This is a genomic window from Acrocarpospora sp. B8E8 (assembly GCF_039871605.1).
GTDB lineage: Bacteria > Actinomycetota > Actinomycetes > Streptosporangiales > Streptosporangiaceae > Acrocarpospora > Acrocarpospora macrocephala.
The window spans coordinates 59,458-82,957 of the sequence record NZ_JBDPLV010000011.1 but is presented as its reverse complement, the minus strand read 5'-3'; the positions used below and the strand labels follow the sequence as shown (position 1 = coordinate 82,957).

Below are 23,500 nucleotides of genomic sequence, written 5' to 3'. Positions count from 1 at the left end.
ACTTCTGATCAGAAGTCGAACTCGCCAGCCTTGGCGCCTTCGACAAATGCGCGCCATGCAGCAGGGCTGACCACGAGTGGTGGCAGGTCAAGGGCCTCGGTGTCGCGTAGCCCGACTCGGCCCTGGGAAAGTGGGGCGACTTCGATGCAGTCGCCTCCGCTGGACCCCGAGTAGGATGACTTGCGCCAGGCGGCATTTGTCAGCTCATCTTTCAGGTCCATGTGTTTACCATTTTCTCGTTGATTAGCTTCATCGATAGCGTGGCAGGAAGTGCTTCAGCGCGGATGGCTTCGTATCGCACGGTAACGGCGGAAACCTCTTCCGGGCGATTGGTGACATATCCTAGCGTAGCCGACTCAAGGAAAACGGTGTCGGCTTGTCCAGCGAGTTGGGCGATGACGAAACCACCTTCAAGCCCGCAGGTCGCGCGGCTGTCCAGGGGAGCCAGCTGGATGGTCACGAACGGGTGGCCCGCCATATCGATCAGGTGCTTGAGTTGGTTGTGCATCACTTCACCGCTGCCGACCGGGCGTGAAAGTACTCCCTCGTCGAGGACGACCCAGAACATTGGTGGAGTAGATCGTTCGAAGATGGTCTGCCGGTGCATACGGGCGGCGACCGCCTCTTCAATCTGTTCCGGCTTCATGCCGGGTTCGCCGCTGAGGATTGCCCGAGCGTACTCCTCGGTCTGCAACAGGCCAGGGATAAGGAGCGGCTGCCACGTGCGCAGGGTTCGTGCGTCGGGCTCGATCTGAAGCCAGGGGCGAAACCATTGAGGGCTTGATTCCATGGTGATGAGAGGCCATAGGCGGAGAAGTTCGCCGTCGAGCCCTAGCGCCTTCTCGCAGAGTTCGACGAACTCACGGCGAGGCGCGCGTTCCGCGCGTTCAATGAAACTGATCATTCCCGTGCTGAAGTTGATCATTTCGCCCAGCTGCTCTTGAGACAAGTTTGCAGCCAGCCGGTATTTCCTTAGCTCGGAGCCGAGGAGTGCGAGCGGGCTCGCACTGGGGTCGAGCTCGTGAGGGGCAGGCATTCTTCCTCCGTTCGGCCGGGTTATACAGCGGTTTCAATCCGTTTCAATCGCCTTGCCATCGATCTCTATAACAGATGTGCCGGTTTCTTCTGTGCTTCAAGTCAAATTAGGGGCAATCTTAGGGCCGTTCGTCAAGAGCCGCGAGGCGGCGGGCCTTGTGGCTCTTGACGGCAGTCCTCCGACAAAAGGGGTAAATCGCCATGGCCACGGGACAGGTCGCGTCGAGATTGCTTGGTGCCCTCAGTTTGCCGGGCGTCGACAGCTCGGTGTCGGTCGCGCGGCGATACGTCGCGACTGTGCTCAGGAACAACGGGTTCGGCCGGATCCACGATGTCGTCTTGCTGGCCTCGGAGCTGGTTACCCATGCGCTCGCCCACTCGGAGTCGGGCTGTTCGCCTGTCGGTCGCTTGATGATGACGGTGTCCGCGGATGGCGCGTCTGTGCGGGTCGAGGTGATCGACCAGGGATCAACGTCCAGCAGGCCGAGCGTGTGCGCCCACCCTCACCCGGACAGCTCCGGAGGCTGGGGCCTGTGGTTGGTCGAGCAGATCTCGACCGCGTGGGGGTTTAGGGACCACGAGTTGGGCCGGGCGGTCTGGTTCACGTTGGAGGCCCCGCGTTCCCTATCGAAGAAGCCAAAGATGAACGGAGATGACATGTCCACGGCCACTGGGCAGGAAACCACCCTTCTCATCCCTGAACCCACCGTCGAGCCAATTATTCGCCGGAAGCCCCCGACCAGCGCCCAGATCGCCGAGCTACTGGCCGCTCAGATCAGCAGCGGCGCACTCGCCAAGGGCGAACCGATCCCGACCATCCACGAACTGATGAGCACTCACGACGTGAGCCGCCACACCGCGACCAACGCCCAGCACCGACTGTGCTATCGAGACCTGATCCACCTTCTTCCTGGAGACGGCTACGTGGTGAGCGACCCCGATGAGGTGGTTCAGATCGTTCCCGCCGCTGAGCGGGTCGGCACGATCGTCCAAGACATCATCTCCAGGATTCAGTCCGGCGAGATCCCTGGGCACCGCAATCTCGGCCCGAGGACCAAGCTCCGCGCCGAACACGGGCTGTCTAGATACGCGGCCCATCAGATCATGATCAGACTGACCAAGCTGGGCTGGGCGTACTGCATCATCCACCGGGGCACCTATTCCGTTCCGCCCCACTTCTGGCCGACCAAGAGCATTCACGGCATCTCACGGAAGCAACTCATTATCTACACCTACGACAGCATGGATGAACTCGAAGCACGGCTCGCCGCCCACCTGGGCTTTACCGGAGAACACACCAGCTAAAGCATGCGAGTAGGTGCCGGACCGCCGGTTCCGCTGCCACGACTGGTTTCGTATTCACAGACACAGGCCCGATCAAGATTGGTGACCTTCGCTCAACGCGCCTTTCTAGGGCATAGGGGCAGGCCAATCCCACTCAACGGTGATGTTCCGGACGAGTTGGAAGTGGCGATGTCGCGGGCGATTCTCACGGAAACGGCGGCTGCCGCTCTGGCGGCGGCTTCCTGATCAGAGGAGCGCCGCGATTTCCGGCCAGGCGTAGAAGACCTCGTAGGGTGGCACCTCTCCCGCGAGGACTCCGCCGAGGGAGGTGTAGAAGCGGCGGGCGCGTTCGTTGACGGCCAGTACCCGGATCGCCAGCGAGCCGAACCCGTCGGCGCACAGATCGGCCGCCGCCGCCCGCAGCAGGGCGCGGCCGTGGCCCTGGCCCTGATGGCCGGGACGGACCGCGAGGGCGTAGATCTCGGCGTCAAAGCCGAGCTCCGGATCTGCCGGGCCGCCCATGACCAGACCGATGACCGTTCCGTCCGGCAGTTCGGCGATCCTGGTGTGGTGTGGCCGAGGCCGTTCGGCCGCGTCCCCGAGGAGATTCCGGCGCCAGTTGGCGGCGGATTGCTCGCGGGTGACGTCGAAGGTCTCGAACTCGGCGAACGCGGCACAGGTGATCTCGGCCATGACGTCCGCGTCGGGCGGAAGGGCGTACCGGATCGGCATGAGCGGAGACTACGGCGAGGTTCCGGCTGCGGTAGGAGAGGGGGTGTCGGGTTGGGTCGGACCGGAGCGCCCTGCCGTGATCGTGTGCAGCGCCTGGACGAGGTCGTGGGCGGAGGGGGCGCTCTCCGGATCGACCAGCCACTGGGTCGCCAGCCCGCCGAGTAGCGCCTGGTAGAACGTGCCGACGGCCATCGCCTTCTTCTCGTCGACGGCCGGGTCCAGGTTCTCGAAGAGCGCCGCCAGCCCCAGCCGGGCCTCCCGGTTCGCGCTCGCGAAGGACTCGCGCAGCTCCGGCAGGCGGTCCATCTGCGCGATGAGCTCGAACTGGATGGCCCAGAGGGGTCTGAGCCTGATGTAGGACTCGATGATCCGCTCCCACGTTGCCTCGAACCGCTGCAGGGGGGTCGCGCCGGGCGGCGCCTCGGCGGCGAGGGCGTGCTCGATCTCCTTCCCCCATTCCTCCATCGCCTCGACGAGGGCCGCGTTCAGCAGCGCCTTCGTCGATCTGAAGTGGTAGCCGATGGAGGCGAGGCTGGTGCCCGACGCGGCTGCGATATCGCGAGCGGTGGTGCCCGCGTATCCCTTCTCCATCAAGCACCGCTTCGCTCCAGCGAGCAGATCTTCCCGATTACCCATACCCACGATCTTAGCCGATGGTCGTACAAATGTCTTGGACGAACGTACTAGACAAACGAATGAGACGTTTGTACGGTCAAGGCATGGTAAACATCCTGATCTCCGGTGGGAGCGTCGCCGGGCCGGCGCTGGCCTTGTGGTTGCGGAAGTACGGGTTCAACCCGACCGTCGTAGAGCGCGCGCCCTCGCTGAGGGACGGCGGCTACAAAATCGACATTCGCGGGGCAGCCCTTGAGGTCGTCGACCGCATGGGGCTTCGGGACGAGGTGGAGCGGAACAGCACCGACATGCGGATCGCGCGGTTCGTCAACGTGAACGGCGAGCAGGTGGGGACCATGAGCGCCCAACTGTTCGGCGGTCGCGAGGGTGACGACATCGAGATCATGCGCGGCGACCTGGCCCGGATTCTGTATGACGCGACCAAGAACGACGTCGAGTACGTTTTCGACGACTCCATCACCGCACTGCAGGAGACGACCGAAGGCGTGCGGGTCACCTTCGAGAACGCCCCCCCGCGGATGTTCGACCTCGTGGTGGGCGCCGACGGCCTGCACTCCAACGTCCGGGCGCTGACCTTCGGCGAGGAGTCCCCGTTCATCCACCACCTAGGGCACTACATCTCGATCTTCACGGTCCCGAACCATCTCGATCTCGACCGCACCGAGATCATGCACCCGGCCCCGGGCAAGAGCATGGGGATGTACAGCACCCGGCAGAGCGCCGACGCCAAGGCGATGTTCCTCTTCTCCTCGCCCCCGCTCGCGTACGACCGCCGGGACGTCACCCAGCAGAAGAAGCTGCTCGCCGAGATCTTCGCCGGCCAGGGCTGGGAGGTCCCGCGACTCCTCGACGCCCTGGTGGACGCGCCGGACTTCTACCTCGACTCGATCAGCCAGGTGCGCATGGCCCGCTGGTCCTCCGGCCGGGTGGCCCTCGTCGGCGACGCCGCCTACGGGCCCTCACCCGCCTCGGGCCAGGGCACCAGCCTGGCTCTGGTCGGCGCCTACGTCCTGGCGGGCTCCCTCGCCGCCGCGGCGGGGGACCATCGGGCCGGGTTCGCCGCCTACGAGAGCGACATGCGGCATTTCGTCGAGGAGAACCAGAAGCTCGCCGCGAACAACCTCAAGGGCATGGTGCTGAAAACGGCGGCACAGATCCGGTTCCAGATGTTCATGCTGCGACTGATGCCGCATCTGCCGGGGAAGAACAGCATGATCAAGCGGATCACCGAGCCGATACGCAGGGCCGCGATCGCGATCACACTCAAGGACTACTAGCTCCGGTCGGCTGCCCCGGTGCGCTCGGCCGGCCCTGCACCACGTACCTCCGCAATACTCTGCGCCGTCCGGATCGCACCGCCATCGGCGATTGGGTAGCGCTGTACATTTCTCGCGAGCAGCCATGAAGGTGGGTATATGACACCTGACGACCAGCCGTTCCGCGACGCGGTGCGCGAACATCTGGAGTTCGGCTCGCGAGTGGCCCAGCAGAACTCCCGCGCAACCACAGACGACGAACTCCATCCGTTGCGTGATGTTCCGCTTTGGACATGGAACGAGCCCGATCCGGCCAGTTAGTGCGATGCCCCCGCTCGGGCGTCGATGCCCGCGGCCGGGCCCAGTCGATAGAGTACGCAACACCAACGCTTCTGCGGGCGGCCTTGAATGTAGGCCCGTAACTCGGGGTTCAGCCCTATCTTGCCGGGCTTGGGGTGCGGCCGGCGCGCGTCGGCGCGGGCCTGGGCCGCATGCGGGCGGTACCGGCCGTTGGTCGGATGTCGGTCGCGCCACCGTTACCCGGTTCGGGGGCGCTTTCGTTGTCCAGGTGGTCGGCGTCGGCGAGCTTGACGAGTTCGGTCATCGCCTCGCGGATGTGGTCCATGACCTGCCACACGTCGGGCACCCGCGACGGGCAGGCGACCACGCCGAAGTCGAGGTTGCCGTCGTAGGACAGGCAGGTGATGCTCAACCCGCCGGTCATGTCCGTCAGGACCGACATGGGGTAGTACGCGAGGAGCCGGGCCCCGCTCATATACAGCGGAACCTGCGGCCCCGGCACGTTCGAGACGATCAGGTTCACCCCGGGCGTCACCAGCCCGGCCAGCCGGAAGACCGCGGGCGTGGCCCGGGCCAGCACCGCGGGCAGCGCCGAGCAGAGGTCGTTCAGCCAGGTCGTGTGGGACACCGCGAAGCGGCGCTTGGCGGCGTTCATGGTGGCCCGGACCGTCGTCAGCCGGTCCTTCAGGTCGGCCACGTCGGTGGCCAGCGGGGTGATCATCGCCGAGATCTGGTTGCGCCCCTCACCCGTACGGCCCGAGCGAATCGAGACCGGGACGGCGGCGACCAGCGGCTGGCCCGGCAGCGAACCCCGCTCCTCCAGCCAGGCCCGCAACGCCGACGCGCAGACCGTCATGACCACGTCGTTGACGCTCATCCCGAAGGTCCTGGCGACGTACTTGAGGTCGGCGAGCGCGACAGACCCGTAGGCGAAGCTCCGCCGGCTGGACACCGGGCCGTTGAACGGGGTGCGCGGAGCCGCCAGCGAGGGCAGGTCCGGGACCGGCTTCTCGCCCAGCATCGAGCGGGCGGCGCGGGCGATGCGCCGCGCCCCCGGCAGGGCGGAGAGCACCGGGATCGCGTCCAGGTCGGCGACGGCCCTGCTCAGCGAGCGGACCGAGGCCATCGGCTGGGACAGCGCGCGGTTGACGGCGTTGGCCAGCATGTCCCGCACGTCGGGCGCGGTGGTCGGCGTGGCGGGCGGGGCCGGTTCGACTTCGCGGGGTTCGGGGGAGAGGTCCAGGAATGAGCTCAGGATCTCCGCGCCGGAGACGCCGTCGATGGCGGCGTGGTGCATCTTGGTGTAAAGCGCCACCCGGCCGTCGCCGAGGCCGTGGATCAGGTGCATCTCCCACAGCGGCCGCGACCGGTCCAGCCGCCGCGCGTGGATGCGCCCCACGTGCGCGGCCAGCTCGTCCGCGCTCGGCACGATCGACTCGTACACATGATCGGCCACGTCGAAGTCCGGGTCTTCCGTCCAGTACGGCCGATCCAGCCCGAACGGCACATCGGCCAGCCGCATCCGCAGCGGCGGGGCCAGGTGCAGGCGCTCCCGCAGCAGCTCGATCAGCCTCGCCCGGGTGATGGCCCCATCCAGCACGGCCAGCCCCGCGACATGCGCCGCCGTGGTGGCAGACTCGCCGCTGAGAAACTGCGCGTCGAGCGCCGTCAGCTGACGCATGGGCTTCCTCCCCTGTTGACCCCCGGTGTTCTACCCAGGGTGACCATCTTCGCCGTGTTCGGTTACCAGGGCATTTCCCCGACGTCTCCGGGAGATTCTGTCAGCAGCCAGACAATGGACATGACCTTGCCAGTCATTGACGAGACCACCCGGAGCCCCGCCCACCTGCCCCTTCACCCCCAAACTGCCCAGGTAGTGACATTTGCCTATACAGCGGTGACGGGATGTTCGACGACGGCGTCGAAAAGGTAACCGTTGGGGTTGTATTCGGCACGGACCGGCTGGGTCGCGCCGGTCTCGTCGGTGGCCCTGGCCAGCAGCGTGTACGGCCCCGGCGCCGGCGGGCACCAGGCGATGTGCCAGGGCGCCCAGGCCGCCGCCAGCCGCTTGCGGGTGTGGGCCCGCTGCCAGGAGCGCCCGCCGTCCACGCTGACCTCCACCCGCACGATGTGCCCCGCCCCCGACCAGGACCTGCCGTGCAGGATGTGCTGGCGCCCGGCCTCCAGCCGGGCTTCCCACGGCAGCTCGAAGGCGCTCTTCACCACCTGCGTGGTCAGCGGCCGGTCCGCGAGGCGGTAGAGGCCGGTGCTCCACGGCGAGCTCAGCTCCCGGGAAGCCACTTCGATGCTGCCCAGCCATTTGATCGACGCCACCCCGGTCCAGCCGGGCACGACCAGCCGGGCGGGGAATCCGTGATCGGGTGGCAGCGGCTCGCCGTTCATCTCGTACGCGACGAGCACGTCGTCCAGCGCCTTGGCGACCGGCAGCGGACGCCGTACATGCCCGAGGTTGACGCCGTTCTCCACATATTCCTGGTCCAGGCCGACGGGCATCACGTCCACCGCGTCCTTCGTGATCCCGGCCAGGTCCAGGAGGGTGGCCAGTTTCACGCCGCGCCAGCGGGCCACCCCGATGCCGCCCAGCCGCCACTGGGTGCCGGTGGCCGGAGTGCCCTGCTGGCTGGCGAAGAAGGAGCGGCCGTTGCCGGCGCACTCGATCGTCACATCTCTGGTGGTGGCGGGGAGGGCGAGCAGGTCTTCGTAGCGGAACGAGCGGGGGGCGCGCAGGGCGTCGCCGTGGAGGCGCAACCGCCAGGTCCGTACGTCGATGATCGGCGTGGCCGTGTGGTTGCGGACGAAGAAGCGTTCGGTGGGGACGTGGTAGCCCTGGCCGCGCATGGCCTCCCAGCGCATCTCGGCGCTGGTGCCGTGCACGATGAACAGGTCGTGGGGGAGGGGTTTGACGATCGGGCCGGACGGGGGCGAGGCGGGATGGTTGCGGATGAGTGGGGCGATGTCGCCCAACGTACAGAGCGCTGAGGTGTGGAGCTCCATCGGGACACCTCTCTCGGGATTTCGGTATTCCCTACCAGGAAACCATTGAATCACCGCCGGAGGAAAGTGAGGAGGCGCTCCAGGGGCCAGGTGTTGATGACGTCGTCGGCGGTCAGCCAGGCGCGCTGGGCGATGCCGACGCCGAAACGCTGGTTCTCCAGGTGCGGGATGGCGTGGGAGTCGCTGTCGATGGAGAACTTCACGCCGTGGTGACGGGCCAGCCGTACCAGGTCGGAGGGGAGGTCGGCGCGGTCCGGGTAGGAGTCGATCTCCATGGCGGTGCCGGTGCGGGCCGCGGCGCGGAAGACGGCCTCCCAGTCGGCGTCGACGGGTTCGCGTTTGCCGATCTTGCGGGTGGTGGGGTGGCCGATGATGTGCACGCCCGGGTTCTCGCAGGCCGCGATGAAGCGGCGGGTCATCTCGTCGCGGGACTGGCCGAAGTGCGAGTGCACGGAGGCGACCCGGACGTCGAAGCCCTCCAGCACGTCCAGCGGCCAGTCCACGGAACCGTCGGGCGCGATGTTCAACTCGGTCCCCTGCAGGAGCCGCATGTTCGGATATTTCGCTTGAAGGGCGGCTATCTGGGCGCGCTGGTCGAGGGCCTTTTCCAAGGTCATCCGCTGCATGACCAGGTCCGGGGCGTGGTCGGTAATCGCGTAGTAGGCGTAGCCGCGGGCTGACGCGGCGGCGACCATGTCCTCCAATGAGGCGATTCCGTCGGTCAGGTTGGTGTGGGTGTGCAGATCGCCCTTGATGTCGGCCAGGGTGACCAGCTCCGGCAGCTCCCCGCGCAGCGCGGCCTTGATCTCGCCGCCGTCCTCCCGCATTGGCGGCGGCACCCACTGCATGCCCAGCGCCTCGTAGATCTCCTCCTCCGTCGCCGCCGCGATCACCTGGTCCTCGGCGTCGAAAAGCCCGTATTCGGAGAGCTTCCAGCCCTTCTTCACGGCCATCTCGCGAATGTGGACGTTGTGCTCCTTCGACCCCGTGAAGTAGACGAGCGCCGCCCCCCACGACTCGGCCGGGACCACCCGCAGATCCACCTGAATGCCACGATCGGTCCGGATCGAGGTCTTCCGCTCACCTGCGGCGATCACCTCCGTCACGTACGGCTGCGCGCTGAACACCTCCATCAGCGAAACCGGCCCGACCGCCAGGATGTCGATGTCGCCCACCGTCTCGCGCATCCGCCTCAGCGACCCCGCGTACGCGATCCGCTCAGCCGGCAGCGACGCCATCACCTTCTCCGCCAGATCCATGGCCACCCCGAGATGCACCCGCTGCCCGGACTGCTCCATCTGCTCGATGCCCTTGAGCAGGTTCTCCTCGGTCTTCGCCCCGAACCCGCGCACCCCCGCCAGCCGCCCCTGTCGGATCGCCTCCGCGAGCGCCTCCGGAGAGTCGACACCCAGCTCCTGGAACAGGAACAACGCCTTCTTCGGCCCGAGCGAGGGAATCCTCGTCATCCTGCGCACCCCGTCCGGCACCTTCCCGCGCAGGTCGTCCAGCTGCCGGAAACTCCCACGGTCCAGGAACTCCTCGACCTTCTTCGCGATCGCCTCACCGACCCCCGGAATCTGCCGCACCGGGATGGTCCGCAGATCCTCCGGATGCCCCGCGATCGACTTCGCGGCCTTCTGGTAACTCCGCACCCGGAACGCGTCCCCGCCGTTCAGCGCGAACAGCTCCGCGTATTCCTCCAGCGCCGCCGCAGCCTCATCATTCGCCCGTGCCATGTCGATCAGCGTACATACCTGTGCTTCACTCCTGGCGGGAAGTGCTCCGGGTCGCCGTACGGGCGGAGCGTGACCACGGGTGCCTGGCGGTCCTCGGGGACGTAGTGTGCGAACTCGCTGTTCAGGCGCTTCAAAGCCTGGAGCACTGATGTGGAGACCCGCTCTGCCAGTTCGGGCGTCCCGACTGTTCCCTGGGCCAGTTCCACGGTCAGTTCGATCCCTTTCGCGCCCTCGGGGGCCGCCAGTACGAACTTGCCCGTCACCGAGTCGCTCACGCCTGGCTGCTCGAGGCCGACCGTGACGTTCTCCGGGAACACGTTCGCCCCGTAGTACGAGACGACGAACAGGCTCCGGCCGAACACGTACACGAACGGCAACTCAGGTCCCTGCGCCGCCGGACGGAAGCCGAATCGGGCCAGGTAGCCGAGCATGCCCTTGTGGGAGATCAGGCCGCCCTCGTCGGCGATGTGGTAGCGGATGAGCGGGATGCCGTTGTCGCCGGTGAACAGCAGGGTGCCTTCGTGTTCCTCGAAGAACCGCACGGCCGGGTCGTACTGCACGAGCGTGGGCAGCCGGGAGGCTCCGAAGAGTTCCTTCGCCGCGTCGGGGCGTCCGGCCAGGAATCGCCGGATCTCGATGGACAAGGGCGTCTCGTTTCCCAGGACGCCCGCGTCCGCTGTGCCGTACAGGGAGGCCGTTCCGGTCAGCGGATCCGCGATCCCCGCGCGCTCCGCGACCAGAGCCCGCCACTCCTCGGAGAACACCTCACCCGCCGTGACAATCTTCACGTTGTACGACGCCCACGGCACCCCAGGCGTATCGATCACGTCCTTCAAGAACGGCGGATACCCCAGCAGAACCACCTGCTCGAACTGCGGCGCCAGAACAGGAAGAACCCGCAGAATCTCCCCCTTGTTGTTCCCCGGCGCGATCACCGTCACCGGAAACCCCTGATCGGCCAGCTGCCGCACACAGGCGATCGTGAACAGCCCACCCACCCAGGTCCCCAGCGAGAAGCACACCACCGCCAGCGTTCGGCGCTCGGCCGCCCCAAACGCCCGGAACACCTCCGCGAACCGCTCCCCAACGACCTTCTCATCGGCCGTCGACCGCACCCAGAACGCGGGCTCACCACTCGACCCCGACGACACCGCGATCATGTCCCCAACAACACCATCCCGGCACAACGCGGCAAGCGCATGTCGCCGGACATAGCTGTCCTTCGTTGTCATCGGCACATCGCCGAACTCCCGCACCGCCCGCGGATCTACGCCGTGCTCCTTCAAGAACGCCGCATACGCCGGCACACTCTCCGCGACCCGCCGAAACAACTCAATAGGCACCACGCGCCGACTGTACGACCAACATCCTTGTAACGGGGACAGCCGACTCACTGTGAAGTTTCGATGCGGCCCTGCCGTTCGGCGAATAGCTGACGATGGCGTCGAATGTGTCATCGTCGAACGGCAGACGCTCGGCGGAGGACTCCGGCTTGGGCACTCAATGCGCGGGCCGCCGCCCGCGCATGACCCGACGCCCGTCACCAGCTAGCGTGAGTGATCATCGGTCCGGCGCGCTGGTCTGGGGATCGATCCCTCGGCTGATGTCGATGACTTCGACCTTGACCTGGGCAAGAGCGAACATTCGGATCGTGTGCACGAGGGACACCTGGGAAAACGTAAACAGGGTATCCGCGGTCAGCGGCCGGTACGTGGCCGGCTGGCCCTTCTTCTTGTCCTTGAGCGCGATGGCGAAGATCACTGTGAGCTGCGCCGGAACCGCCATTCCGGGGCGGGCGTGGTTTACGCGTTCGGCTAGCTTCTCGGCTGCCTCCGGGTCGTAGCGGAGAGCATCGTAGGAGGTCAGGGCCTGACGGAATAGGTGGCTGAGCTCGCTCGACCCGGTCGGCGCCTTGACGTGGATGAACTCGATGTTCGGGCCTAGCAGATCGCAGGCCTCGATGCCGCGGGGGTGCTGGGTGGTGTGCAGCTTCTTCTTATCGAGCAGCACGAAGTCGTCGTTCTTGGCGGCCTTCCTGTTGTACTCGTCTTCGTCCTTGAAGGCGGGGTCCCACGACGGCAGCGAGATCGACGGCGGCTGGGACAGCACCTCCTCGATGCGGGAGCGGATCGTCTCCAGGTGGGCGGTGCCGATCTCGTACCACTTGCCTTCGTGCAGGAAGTAGCGGTGCGTGTCTACGGCGATGTCGGCGGAGATCCACAGGTGGCCCTTGATCCTGCTACTGAGTGGCGACTCGCCCTCATGGTCGGCGCAGAGCTGGATATATCCATCCCGCAATGCTTTGATCCGCTGACCGGCCGAGTGCGGGCGCGTCAGCGCGAGGATGGTCTCCAGGGACAAGTCCTCCTCGGTGGCAAATCTCTGAGGGCCGATCTTGACTCGGTAGGACTGGTGCTCCTCCTCCACGTCCTGGCAAGCCAGTGGGAGAGCCAGGGCGAGCTCACCGTCCGTGCCTCCGCCGAGCAGTTCGTCCACGGCACTGTTGAGCTGCGGGATCAGAGGGTCCTTCGACTTGAGCGCCCGGAGCCGGGCGATGAACTCCAGTTCCTGCACCGGGGACTCCTGGTCGCACACCTGGGTGATCCGCTCGAGGTCGTCGAGCAGGTCCGCCGGGTCGGTGGCGAGGTGGACTTTGAGCGAGTCGGTGCCGGCCACGCTGATGTGACGCTTGCGTCCCCGATTGAAAGTGAGCTCGACGTCGGCCAGTTGGCCGGTGATCCTCCCGACGATTTCGCCGTACTCCTCCACGCCGTACCAGCGGATGTTCTGCCCGGCCGGGACGGAGCTCCGCTCATATCGGGGCTGAGCGAGCATCGCGGTCCGGGTGACCTGCTTGATCTTCTCGGGGTTGACGGCTCGTACAGCAAAGCTGAGGCCGAACCCGGGGTCGATGAAGTGCGGGTCTATGAGCAGGTGCCCCATGCCGTAGCTGAGGGCGTACGTGCTCTCGCCGACCGGGATCGCGAGTACGGCCGCGGCCGTGCAGTTTGTCTCCTCGACGGGGGCCTCGGTGAGCTTCTTGAGCACAGCGGACCAATCGGTGACACCGCGAGAGATTGTGCCGTGCACGAGAAGCGACGGGACATTGCCGACAGTGACGGGTTCGGCGGTGAATCCCTCCTTGTCCAGATAACGGGGAACGATGATTTTCCGCAGCTCGTCCGGGTGGCCCCGGGCCTCGTGTAGGCGGTAGAGCGTGGTCTTGCGAGTCTCCGGGGGTTCGTTGGTCGATGGCATCGAACTCTTCTCCTTCTCTGAGATCAGGCCTTCCGGTTGGCGTGTGTGCTCGCCGGTTTCCAGTAGAGCAGACTGTTAGCGATGCAAACAACAAACTTACTGACCCATGGACGCGAACAGTCCATATGGGCTAGGTTGTAGCTAACGTGGACTAGTGAGGGGCGGCCTGCTTGAGTGAACAGGTGACGGTGACCGCCGCCGAGATCGCGCGCCTGGCCAAGGTCGAGCGTGCTGCGGTCAGTAACTGGCGGCGCAGGCACCAGGATTTCCCGGCTCCCGTCGGTGGAACTGCCGCGAACCCCCTATACGCGCTCACCGAGGTTGAGGGGTGGCTTGAGGCGCGCGGCACGCCAGCATCCATCGCGCCCCTGGATCGTCTCTGGCAGGAGCTACGTATCTGTGGGGAGGAAAGCCGCCTTGTCGATGTTCTTGCTGATGTCGCCTCTTTCCTCTCGTGCAAGTACCTGGGAGACGACCTGCCTTCCGAGCCCGATGAGATGCTCGCAGCACGGCTCCCCGTCGCGGTGGCGCGGGAGTCCCACCTGCCTGGCGGCCCTCCGTTTCCCGATGGGCTCCCCCCACGGCACGTGCCGTTCTGGCGCAGGCTCGCCGCTGTCGCACGCGAACATCCGGCTGACGATCTCTTCGAAGAACTGCACAGCCGCTATATCGATTCGACGTCACGTGCGACCCCGACGACATCGGCCGAACTGACGTCACTGATCGCCACGATGGTGGAGCCGGACGGAAGTGTTCTCGACCCGGCGTGCGGGACCGGAAATTTGCTCTGGGCCTTAGCTGCCAAGAGCGATATTCGCGTAGCCGCCCAGGAGATCGATCCGGCACTGGCCCGGATAGCGGCGTTCCGGCTGGGTGGCGCGGATGTCAGAGTCGGTGATTCCCTCCGCGATGATCGGTTCGCGCTTTCGCCCGGTCATGATGTGGTCGTCTGCGATCCGCCCACCGGGATCAAAGACTGGGGGCATGAGGATCTCGGTTATGACCCGCGCTGGGAGTTCAGCCTGCCGCCACGCGCCGAGTCCGAACTGGCATGGGTCCAGCACTGTTACGCCCATGTGCGGCCTGGGGGAACCGCGATCGTGGTGATGCCGATCGCGGCGGCCTCCCGCAGATCAGGGCGACGGATCCGCGGTAACCTCGTTCGCGCCGGGGCACTCCGTCGGATCGTTGCCTTGCCGCCACGCATGACCAGTGGGCACTCACTGGGGCTGCATCTGTGGGTACTTACTCGCAGTGGCGACCACCCGTCCACCGTACGCATGATCGACGTGTCGGCCTTCGACCGGGACCGCCTTCAGGACGGGCTTCCTGACGACCAGCCAGGCGTGACCGCGGATGTTCCCGCAGTCGAGTTGCTGGACGACGAAGTAGATCTCACCCCGGCCCGGTATATGAAGCGGCCAGTCCACACCGTCGCCGACGACCACTCCGCCGCGCTGGAGGGCCTGCGGCCATTGCTTCGCCGAGTGACCGGCGCTGTGCCCGCTCATCACGATCGTGCTGAGGTGGCCATGTCGATGGTCTCCATCGCGGACCTAGTGAAGGCCGAGGCTGTGCACGTCGTGCTAAACCGGGACACACCACGCTCGGATCTGCGCCCACGGCCCGGAGACATCCTCGTCCCCGCCCTCGATTCGGCCGCGCCCCCCGTCGTTCTCGACGAGCCACTGAACCAAACGCCTCCGGACTGCCATCTCCTCCGCTGCGATCGTACGGTGCTCGATCCTCACTTTGTGGCCGGGTTTCTCCGCAGCGAGGCCAACATGCGGCAGGCAGTCACCGGGACCGGTACTTTCCGTTATGACGTCCGGCGGGCGGTCATCCCACGGATGCCGCTGGCCGAGCAACGACGCTACGGCGCGGAGTTCCGGCGGCTGGCAAAGTTCGCCGACCTGCTGCACCGTGCGGTTGCGCTCGGTGATGATGTTGTACGGCTGGCGCACGCCGGCCTGACGACCGGTGTGTTTGACCCTCTCGATATGGAAGGCGAGTGACGTGGCGGCGACAACCAGTCACAGCAAGCTGGCGGCTAAGATCTGGGAGGTGGCCGACCTGCTCCGGGGCGACTACAAGCGCTCCGAGTATGGCCGGGTGATCCTGCCGTTTGCCGTGCTGCGCCGCATGGACTGCGTACTGGTGCCCACGCGCGACCTCGTCTGGGAGCTCGACAAGAAGTTTCAGGTGGCCGATAAGCACGACCTGATCTGCGATCGGATCGGGCTGAAGTTCTTCAACCGGTCTCGGCAGAGCTTCGCCACGGTTGGCGCTGACGCCGACAGCGTGCGGACGAACTTCCTCGACTACCTGCGAGGCTTCTCCGTCTGGGGCCAAGAGGTCATCGAAAAATACGACTTCTATCGCCAGGTCGACCGACTGGCCAACCTCGGCCTCTTGTACAAGGTTGTCCAGGCGTATCAGGAATTTGACCTCGGCCCCCGGGCCATCGACAACCACGACATGGGATACGCGTTCGAGGACCTCATCCGACGCTTTGCCGATGCCTCCAACGAGACGGCCGGAGAGCACTTCACCCCGCGTGAAGTAATCGAGTTGATGGTGAATCTCCTGCTGGCCCCCGACCACGGCCGTTTCGCTCCCGGCGACGTCATCAACATCCTCGACCCGGCCTGCGGAACGGGCGGCATGCTGACCGCGGCCGAGGAGCACATTAAGACTCAGATGAACGAAGACGTCCATGTCGAACTCTTCGGGCAGGAGTTGAACGAGGAGTCCTACGCCATCTGCGTTTCCGACATGATGATCAAGGGCCATGACCCGGACCACATCAAGCTCGGCAACTCGTTCAGTGACGACCAGCACAAGGGCAAGTCATTCGACTACCTACTGGCCAATCCGCCGTTCGGTGTCGAGTGGAAGAAGGTGCAGGAAGCCGTCGAGTCGGAGGCCAAGGCGCTGCGTCACGCGGGGCGCTTCGGCGCGGGCCTCCCCCGGATAAACGACGGCTCGTTCCTCTTCCTCCAACACATGATCTCCAAGATGCGCACTCCGGAGGAGGGTGGCGCCCGGCTAGCGATCGTTTTCAACGGCTCCCCTCTATTCACCGGCGCTGCCGGATCCGGCGAGTCTAAGATCCGTCAGTGGATCCTGGAGCGCGACCTCCTCGAAGCCATCGTCGCCCTGCCCGACCAACTCTTCTACAACACCGGCATCTCCACCTATTTCTGGATCCTTTCCAACCGCAAGGATCAGAAGCACAAGGGCAAGGTGATCCTGCTCGACGCCCGTGACTACTGGACCAAGATGCGCAAGTCCCTCGGCGAGAAGCGCAAGCAAATCACCGATGACCAGATCGCCGAGATCTCCAAACTGTACAGGGAAGCCCTACACGCGGCCGAAGATCCTGACCACCCGGGCCGTGCGAAAGTGAAGGTCTTCGACACCGAGGATTTCGGCTACCGGCGCATCACAGTTGACCGTCCGTTGCGCCTGCGATTCGAGATCACCGATGAGGTCCTTCATCAGTTAGTTCAGCGGGGTTCCCTGCCGAAGTTCGCCGGGTTAAGGCCACTGGCCGAGGTGTTCAGGCCCCTGGTCGGTAAGGCCTGGTTCACTAAGGTCGAGGCCCGTATGGCATTGCATGCGACGCTCGCCGAAGCTGGGATCATGTGGCCGGACACAGTGGCTGACAAGGAACTCTGGTCTTTGATCTCTACGATCGATCTCAACGGCGAGGTTCAGATGAAGACCGGCAAGCCGCTTCCAGACCCCGACCTGCGCGACTTCGAGAACGTGGTGTTGAAGCAGGACATCGACGAATACTTCGCCCGCGAGGTTCTCCCACATGTTCCAGATGCCTGGATCGCCGACATCAAGGACCCGGATACCAAGGAGACCGTCCGAGCGAAGATCGGCTATGAGATCCCGTTCACCCGGCACTTCTACGTCTACACTCCGCCACGACCGCTAGCCGAGATTGACGCCGAACTGAAGGAACTCGAAGCCAAGATTCAGGCACTCCTGTCGGAGGTGACCGAGTGAGACCTAGTTCATGGACTGAGACAGCTATCAAGCGCGTCGCTCGGGTGCGCTACGGCTTGGGACAGCCACCTCCGTTGAGCTGGGAAGGGGTGCCGATCATAAGGGCAACGAATATTTTCCGCGGTTCGATCGTTTCGGAAGGGTTGATCTATGCACATTTAACTGACCTGCCGCTTGATCGGGCTCCGCTCTTGCAAGCGGGAGAGATCCTGGTCGTGAGGAGTGGCGCCTACACCGGTGACTCCGCCCTGATAACAGAGGATTGGGCGGGGAGCGCACCCGGATACGATCTGCGAATCACACCGGAAAGTATCGACTCGCGGTTTCTTGCATACGCGTTTTTAAGCGGTCCTGTAATGCACGCCATTGACATCGAGCGGAGTCGTGCGGCGCAGCCGCACCTCAATGCTGAGGAACTAGGTAGGATTCGAATCTCTGCCCCAGATGTCGGGGAGCAGCGGCGGATTGCCGACTTCCTCGAAGTGGAGACAGCTCGGATAGACGAGATGGAAGCTATTCAGCTATCTGTTCGGTCCAAGCTAGATGAGAGGGATCGCGCCGTTCTGGATTTGGAACTGGACCTCTTGGAAGACGCGTATGGTTTTGCTCCATTCCGCCGCTCGATCGTTCGCATCGAGCAAGGCGCCAGCCCTCAATGCGATAACGTTCCAGCCGAAGATGAGGAGTGGGGCGTTCTTAAAGTAAGTAGCGTTAAGCATGGCATCTTCTGGCCGGATGAGAATAAGCGTCTTCCAGACGAAATCTTGCCGGAAAGGCGATATGAAATCAAGGAAGGCGACCTGCTCATCACACGAGCCAACACGCCTGCACTGGTCGGAGCTACCGCAGTGGTTCAGACGACGCGAGAGAAGCTGCTGCTCTGTGACAAGATTTTCCGAGTAGAGGTGGCTCCCCACCTGGACCCGCGTTTCCTGGTCGCAGTCTCCAGAGGCACAAAAATCCGCAATCTATGTGCAGCAGCATCGCACGGTTCGTCACCCTCGATGGCGAACCTGAAGACCAGCGACATCAAAGAATGGCCAATTCCTCGGGTAGATATCGATACCCAGCGTCAACTGATATCGCGAATATTGAAGCATTGGGAAGTAACAGAAGGCCTAAGGTCGGCGATCTCCGCACAGCTAGATCGACTCGCTGAAAGACGTCAGGCTCTGATCACGGCGGCGGTAACAGGGCAGATCGATGTCACAACGGCTCGGGGGGTGTGATGAAGCAGGCGGTGCCATTCTTGAACCGAGTCCGGGTGGAAAACTACCGGAGCATCGCCTCGTGTGAGGTTGCCTTCACTCCTTTGGTGGTACTGCTGGGTCCTAACGGGGCGGGCAAGAGCAACTTCATGGACGCACTGCGCTTCGTCGCGGATGCGCTGGCGACAACGCCGGCCGATGCCGTGACGCGACGGGGCGGGCTCGCCGAGATCCTCCGGCAGGTCCCCGAGCCGACCGATCAGTTCAGCATCGACCTGGAGTTCAGGGTTGCAACCCCAGAAGGCCTCAAGCAGACCGGATACGGATTCACGCTGGGACGCGACACGACGGGCCGTCGTCCGTTGGTGGTCAAGGAGGAGCACTGCGTAATCCACCAAGGTCAGGATAAGGAATCACGCTTCGACGTGCTGGCTGGGCTGATCGTCGATGGCGGCGGCATCGAGCGCGAGAGGCTGTACTTGCCGGTGGCAGCGGCACAGGGCGACTTCAGCGAGGTCTACTACGGCCTCAGGGAGATGCTCTTCCACCACCTGGACACCGATGAGATGCGTCAGTTCCAGTCCGACCAGCGGACGGGGAGAGTCGGCTTTTCCGGGGAGAACATCGGAACGGTCCTGGGGGAGCTTGCCTTCCGATACCCGGTGTTCAAATCCCGTGTCGACGACTACCTTCAGGCGATCGTACCCGGGGCCTTGGGTATGGATCAGCGGGTATATGGCACGCGGTCGACGGTGGAGTTGCGTACTAATCGTGGGACTCAGCCATTCGGGCCAGATGCGATCTCGGAAGGAACCCTCCAAGCTGCGGGAGTGCTCGCCACTCTGTTCCAGCCTGCCGTGCTGGACGGGCAAGCGACGCTGATCGCGATCGAAGAACCGGAGACAGCGCTTCATCCGGCCGCGATCGGAGCACTGTTCGACGCCCTTACCGAGGCCAGTGAACGAGTTCAGATCATCATCACCACTCAGAGCGCTGACTTGCTCGATCACGATGACTTCGACGCGAGCTGGGTGCGGGTCGTGACGATGGACGGCGGGCTCACCATCATCGGCGATATTGACGAGGCCGTCCGCAAGGTGGTGGACGAGCGGCTCGCCACTCTGGGCGAGCTAATGCGTGATCGCCAACTTCGGCCCAGGGATTCCGAATGAGCGGCCAGATCACCATCGCGTCCGTTGTCGAAGGACATGGAGAGGTCCGTGCCCTACCCGTGCTGCTACGCAGGATCACACAGGCGGCGGGGATCTGGGACATCAAGATCCCCGAGCCGCATCGTATTCCTCGTGGCACGCTGGTCGCTCCCAATGGAGTGGAGAGCGCTGTGCGAAAGGTGGCCGCTCTCAACGCGATCAGCGCTGGCGGCATCCTCGTGCTCGCTGACTCCGACGATGACTGTCCCGCCACGCTGGGGCCCGAGCTTCTGGCACGGGCCCGTCAGGCACGCGCTGACAAGAACATTTCGGTGGTGCTAGCCCATCGGGAATTCGAGGCATGGTTCCTGGCCGCCGCAACATCCTTGTCAGGATGCCGAGGGCTGGCAGACCCGCTGCAACCACCAGACAATCCAGAAGGCATCCAGGGAGCCAAGGAATGGCTCACCGCACGGAAGGTCGACGGCACACCGTACAAGGAGACTGCGGATCAGGCAGCCTTGGCCGGAACATTTGACCTGGTCGAGGCCCGGAAGGCTGCGCCGTCTTTCGATAAGTTCTGCCGAGATGTGGAACGTCTGATCGAGGGTGGTTCATGAGCCGCGCGCATACCGAGGAACCGTTCGAGTCCGTCATCGAGACCGCCCTGTTGGAACGAGGATGGGTCAATGGGATCTCCTCGTTCTACAATCGGGAACTCGGCCTCGACACCGGCGAAATGTTCACCTTCATCGGGGCCACGCAAATCGATGAGTGGAACGAACTGCTCAACCGGTATGGCGTGCGGCAGCCGTACGACCCGAAAGCGAAGACCCACCCGGTGGAGACCGACGCGGTCATGCGCGAGTTCGCCAAGCACGTCGCCCGAGAGATCGACGATCGTGGTGCGTTGGACGTTCTGCGGCACGGCGTGAAGGACAAGGCGGTCACGATCCGGCTCGCGTACTTCCGGCCGAGCCACACCCTGGCGAAGGACGCGCTGAAACATTACGACCAGAACCGGCTGGCTGTGACGCGGCAGCTCCGCTACTCGGTCAAGGATCCGCTCAAGGAGCTGGACCTGGCGTTCTTCCTCAACGGAGTGCCGGTCGCCACGGCCGAACTCAAGAACAAAGCGACTGAGACCAGCGTCGAGGATGCCAAGGCCCAGTATCGGGAGAAGCGGGATCCGAAGGATCTCATCTTCGCCCGCCGTACTCTGGTGCATTTTGCGGTGGACCAGGATCTGGCGTTCATCACCACTCGGCTGACCGGGCCTACGACGAGGTTTCTGCCGTTCAACATAGGCTCCCGCGGCCCTGGAGAGTACAGCGGGGCAGGCAACCCAGCGGGTGACGGCTACCGGACGGCTTACCTGTGGGAACAAGTGTGGGAGCGGCACGCATGGCTCGACGTGATTCACCGGTTCCTGCACGTCGAGGACGAGGGCCTCAAGAAGGGCCGCGCTCCGGTGGCCAAGCGCGGGGACGCGCATCGCAAGCCGCTGATCTTCCCTCGCTTCCACCAATGGCATGCTGTGCGGAAGCTCACCGATCACGCCGCCCGGTACGGCTCCGGAGACAATTACCTGATCGAGCACTCGGCGGGCTCGGGGAAGTCGAACTCGATCGCCTGGCTGGCGCACCGGCTGTCGTCGTTGCACACCCCGGAAGACATGCGTGAGCTGTCGGCGGAAGCTCTGGCGAAAGGTCTCGGACCGAACCAGCCTGTCTTCGACAAGGTGATCGTGATCACCGATCGGAGGGTGCTCGACAACCAGCTCAAGGACACGATCTATCAATTCGATCACGTCGCGGGCGTGGTCGAGCGGATCGACGAGGACTCCACCCAGCTCGCGCGGGCGCTGGCCGGCCAGACCGCGCGGATCATCATCACCACGCAGCAGAAGTTCCTGTTCGCCCGCGAGAAAGTCTCCGGGCTTAACGATCGGCGCTATGCGGTGATCGTCGACGAGGCGCACTCCTCGCAGTCGGGCGATGCGGCCGACGCGGTGCGCAAGCTGCTCGGCAGTCGTAAGGGCAGCGACGACGACAGTCTGCTCACGGCGGCCGCGAGTGAACGCGGACAGCATCCGAACCTGTCGTACTTCGCTTTCACCGCGACACCGAAGAGCAAGACGCTGAACCTGTTCGGCCTGCTCTCCGATGAGCGGGACGAGGAGGATATTCCGAAGTACAAGCCATTCCACACCTACTCAATGCGCCAGGCGATCGAGGAGGGCTTCATCCTCGATGTGCTGCGGAACTACAGCACCTACGACTTCTACTTCCGGCTGCGCAGCGCGATCATTGAGGCCGAGGAGGATCGCGACGTCGACGCCCGCGGCGCGAAGGCAGAGCTCATGCGGGCGGTGAAGCTCAATCCGGCCGCACTCGGCCAGCAGGCGAAGATCATTATCGATCACTTTCGTGAGCATGTGATGGCCGGTATGGGCGGGCGGGCCAAGGCCATGGTCGTGGTGGACTCGCGGCGTCGAGCGGTCGAGCTCTACCAGGCCATCCGCTCCTACATCGACAAGAGGGAGCTCACCGACTGCGGCACCTTGGTCGCCTTCTCCGGGATGGTCGAGATCGACAAGACCGAGTTCAGCGAGACCAAACTGAACGGGTTCTCCGAGGCTCAGCTTCCCGCCCGGTTCGCCTATGTGAAGGCCGACGACCCGCACGCCGTGACCCGCGACCAGGATGAGTACCGGATTCTGGTCGTGGCCGACAAATACCAGACCGGATTCGACCAGCCGCTGCTCTGCGCGATGTACCTGGACAAGAAGCTAGACGGGATCGCCGCCGTGCAAACGCTTTCGCGGCTCAACCGAATCCATCCGCTTAAGCGCCAGGAGGACGTGCGCATCCTCGATTTCGCCAACGAGGCCGACGAAATCCAGGCGGCCTTTCAGAAGTACTTCGAGGAGGCCAACGCACAGCCCGCCGACCCCAACCTGTTGAACACCAAAGCACGTCAGGTCAAGGGTTACCAACTCCTCGTGGACGTCGAGATCATAGCCTTCGCGGAGGCCGAGATCGGGACGGAGCGCCCCGGCATGACCCGGTCGGAGGTGGAGAACGCGCATCGGCTCTTCTACTCCCTGACCACCCCGGCCAGGGATCGCTTCGCCCAGCTTGAAGCGCAGGACGACGAGGCCGCGAACGGCTTCCGTAAGGCACTGGACCAGTACGTCCGTGCGTACAGTTACTTGTCGCAGGTTGCTGGCTACTACCCGGACGAGGATCTGGAGGCGCTCTACCGCTACGGTCGCTTCCTCGCACGACTCATCAAATCCGAGGCTTCCGCAGGCGTGGATGTCGGCGCGGTCGACCTCACCCACCTGCGGTTCGTGAAGTCGGCCGACCGCGACGTGAGTCTCGTGCCGCGGGGTCCGCAGATGCTCCCTGGTTTCTCCGCGGAAGGAGGCGGGAAACGCGAGGAAGAGGAAGTCCCGCTCTCGCAGGTCATCGAGGAGATCAACGGGCGATACGGCTGGGACCTCAACACCGGGGATCGGATCTGGGCAGGGCAGGTGATCGTCGAGCTTGCCGAGGACCCCGTGATCCAGCGTGCCGGGTTGGCGAATGACGATATCGACAAATTCGGCCAAGTCTTCGATAAGCACCTTCGTCGCGTCGTCGGTGAGCGCGCTGAGGCCAACGACACACTGGTGAAGCGTTTCTTCGGCGAGGATCCAGAATTCAAGGAAGTATTCAGCCATGTGGCACGGATGCAGGCATATGAGCTAATCCGCCGACCGGCCCGCCGCGAAGCCGAGCGCCGTTTACGCAAGAAGTCCGGGAACACTGGTTCCGAATCACAATGAGCGGGTTGCCCCGGCTTGATCTCGACTGTCAAGCTGG

General features: G+C 64.4%; 18 protein-coding genes. 9 read left to right on the top strand and 9 right to left on the bottom strand.

Annotated features, from left to right (window positions below):
• Nucleotides 1-8: 8 nt before the first annotated feature.
• Together ABGB08_RS12860 and ABGB08_RS12855 are read right to left on the bottom strand one after the other, a co-directional pair.
• On the bottom strand, nucleotides 9-221 hold the full coding sequence (locus tag ABGB08_RS12860) for a DUF397 domain-containing protein (RefSeq protein WP_347589720.1): 213 nt from the start codon (nucleotides 219-221) through the stop codon (nucleotides 9-11).
• Nucleotides 212-1,036 carry a helix-turn-helix transcriptional regulator gene (locus tag ABGB08_RS12855; RefSeq protein WP_347589718.1) on the bottom strand — a complete coding sequence of 275 codons (825 nt, stop codon included), beginning with the start codon at nucleotides 1,034-1,036 and terminating at the stop codon, nucleotides 212-214. Before ABGB08_RS12855 ends, ABGB08_RS12860 begins: the two co-directional genes overlap by 10 nt.
• Nucleotides 1,037-1,236: 200 nt before the next feature.
• Here ABGB08_RS12855 and ABGB08_RS12850 point away from each other — a divergent pair, with 200 nt between their 5' ends.
• A complete protein-coding gene (locus ABGB08_RS12850) occupies nucleotides 1,237-2,340 on the top strand; it encodes a GntR family transcriptional regulator (protein ID WP_347589716.1) in 1,104 nt (367 codons plus the stop codon).
• A gap of 225 nt (nucleotides 2,341-2,565) precedes the next feature.
• On the opposite strand, the gene ABGB08_RS12845 is transcribed toward ABGB08_RS12850, so the two are convergent.
• Both ABGB08_RS12845 and ABGB08_RS12840 read right to left on the bottom strand, forming a co-directional pair.
• The gene (locus ABGB08_RS12845) at nucleotides 2,566-3,051 is read right to left on the bottom strand and encodes a GNAT family N-acetyltransferase (protein WP_347589714.1); all 486 of its coding nucleotides are present in this window, start codon (nucleotides 3,049-3,051) and stop codon (nucleotides 2,566-2,568) included.
• Nucleotides 3,052-3,060: 9 nt separating this feature from the next.
• A complete protein-coding gene (locus ABGB08_RS12840; protein WP_347589712.1) occupies nucleotides 3,061-3,687 on the bottom strand; it encodes a TetR/AcrR family transcriptional regulator in 627 nt (208 codons plus the stop codon).
• Nucleotides 3,688-3,770: 83 nt separating this feature from the next.
• Between ABGB08_RS12840 and ABGB08_RS12835 the strand changes: the two genes are divergently transcribed.
• Nucleotides 3,771-4,964 carry an FAD-dependent monooxygenase gene (locus ABGB08_RS12835; RefSeq protein WP_347589710.1) on the top strand — a complete coding sequence of 398 codons (1,194 nt, stop codon included), beginning with the start codon at nucleotides 3,771-3,773 and terminating at the stop codon, nucleotides 4,962-4,964.
• A gap of 138 nt (nucleotides 4,965-5,102) precedes the next feature.
• Entirely contained in the window at nucleotides 5,103-5,264 is a 162-nt protein-coding gene (locus ABGB08_RS12830) for a hypothetical protein (RefSeq protein WP_347589708.1), read from the top strand.
• Between the two features lie 115 nt (nucleotides 5,265-5,379).
• On the opposite strand, the gene ABGB08_RS12825 is transcribed toward ABGB08_RS12830, so the two are convergent.
• The 5 genes from ABGB08_RS12825 to ABGB08_RS12805 form a co-directional block, all read right to left on the bottom strand.
• Nucleotides 5,380-6,924 (bottom strand): wax ester/triacylglycerol synthase family O-acyltransferase, encoded by a 1,545-nt coding sequence (locus tag ABGB08_RS12825; RefSeq protein ID WP_347589706.1) that lies wholly within the window; start codon nucleotides 6,922-6,924, stop codon nucleotides 5,380-5,382.
• Nucleotides 6,925-7,130: 206 nt separating this feature from the next.
• Nucleotides 7,131-8,258, bottom strand: coding sequence for a sulfite oxidase (locus tag ABGB08_RS12820; protein ID WP_347589704.1), 1,128 nt, complete (start codon nucleotides 8,256-8,258; stop codon nucleotides 7,131-7,133).
• 50 nt (nucleotides 8,259-8,308) lie between these two features.
• A complete protein-coding gene (gene polX / locus ABGB08_RS12815; protein ID WP_347589702.1) occupies nucleotides 8,309-9,994 on the bottom strand; it encodes a DNA polymerase/3'-5' exonuclease PolX in 1,686 nt (561 codons plus the stop codon).
• 5 nt (nucleotides 9,995-9,999) lie between these two features.
• Nucleotides 10,000-11,340: a phenylacetate--CoA ligase family protein gene (locus tag ABGB08_RS12810; protein WP_347589700.1), complete on the bottom strand. Its 1,341-nt coding sequence runs from the start codon at nucleotides 11,338-11,340 to the stop codon at nucleotides 10,000-10,002.
• A gap of 214 nt (nucleotides 11,341-11,554) precedes the next feature.
• On the bottom strand, nucleotides 11,555-13,252 hold the full coding sequence (locus tag ABGB08_RS12805; protein ID WP_347589698.1) for a DUF6119 family protein: 1,698 nt from the start codon (nucleotides 13,250-13,252) through the stop codon (nucleotides 11,555-11,557).
• A 170-nt stretch (nucleotides 13,253-13,422) separates the two neighbouring features.
• On the opposite strand from ABGB08_RS12805, the gene ABGB08_RS12800 reads away from it, so the two are divergent.
• From ABGB08_RS12800 to ABGB08_RS12775, 6 genes are all read left to right on the top strand, one after another.
• The gene (locus tag ABGB08_RS12800; protein WP_347589696.1) at nucleotides 13,423-15,267 is read left to right on the top strand and encodes an N-6 DNA methylase; all 1,845 of its coding nucleotides are present in this window, start codon (nucleotides 13,423-13,425) and stop codon (nucleotides 15,265-15,267) included.
• The gene (locus tag ABGB08_RS12795) at nucleotides 15,233-17,272 is read left to right on the top strand and encodes a class I SAM-dependent DNA methyltransferase (protein ID WP_347589694.1); all 2,040 of its coding nucleotides are present in this window, start codon (nucleotides 15,233-15,235) and stop codon (nucleotides 17,270-17,272) included. Before ABGB08_RS12800 ends, ABGB08_RS12795 begins: the two co-directional genes overlap by 35 nt.
• Nucleotides 17,273-17,346: 74 nt before the next feature.
• Entirely contained in the window at nucleotides 17,347-18,501 is a 1,155-nt protein-coding gene (locus ABGB08_RS12790) for a restriction endonuclease subunit S (RefSeq protein ID WP_347589692.1), read from the top strand.
• The gene (locus ABGB08_RS12785; protein WP_347589690.1) at nucleotides 18,501-19,652 is read left to right on the top strand and encodes an AAA family ATPase; all 1,152 of its coding nucleotides are present in this window, start codon (nucleotides 18,501-18,503) and stop codon (nucleotides 19,650-19,652) included. The genes ABGB08_RS12790 and ABGB08_RS12785 overlap by 1 nt, the downstream gene beginning before the upstream one ends.
• On the top strand, nucleotides 19,649-20,251 hold the full coding sequence (locus ABGB08_RS12780; RefSeq protein ID WP_347589688.1) for a DUF4276 family protein: 603 nt from the start codon (nucleotides 19,649-19,651) through the stop codon (nucleotides 20,249-20,251). The genes ABGB08_RS12785 and ABGB08_RS12780 overlap by 4 nt, the downstream gene beginning before the upstream one ends.
• Nucleotides 20,252-20,490: 239 nt before the next feature.
• Nucleotides 20,491-23,463 carry a DEAD/DEAH box helicase family protein gene (locus ABGB08_RS12775; RefSeq protein ID WP_347589686.1) on the top strand — a complete coding sequence of 991 codons (2,973 nt, stop codon included), beginning with the start codon at nucleotides 20,491-20,493 and terminating at the stop codon, nucleotides 23,461-23,463.
• Nucleotides 23,464-23,500 lie beyond the last annotated feature (37 nt).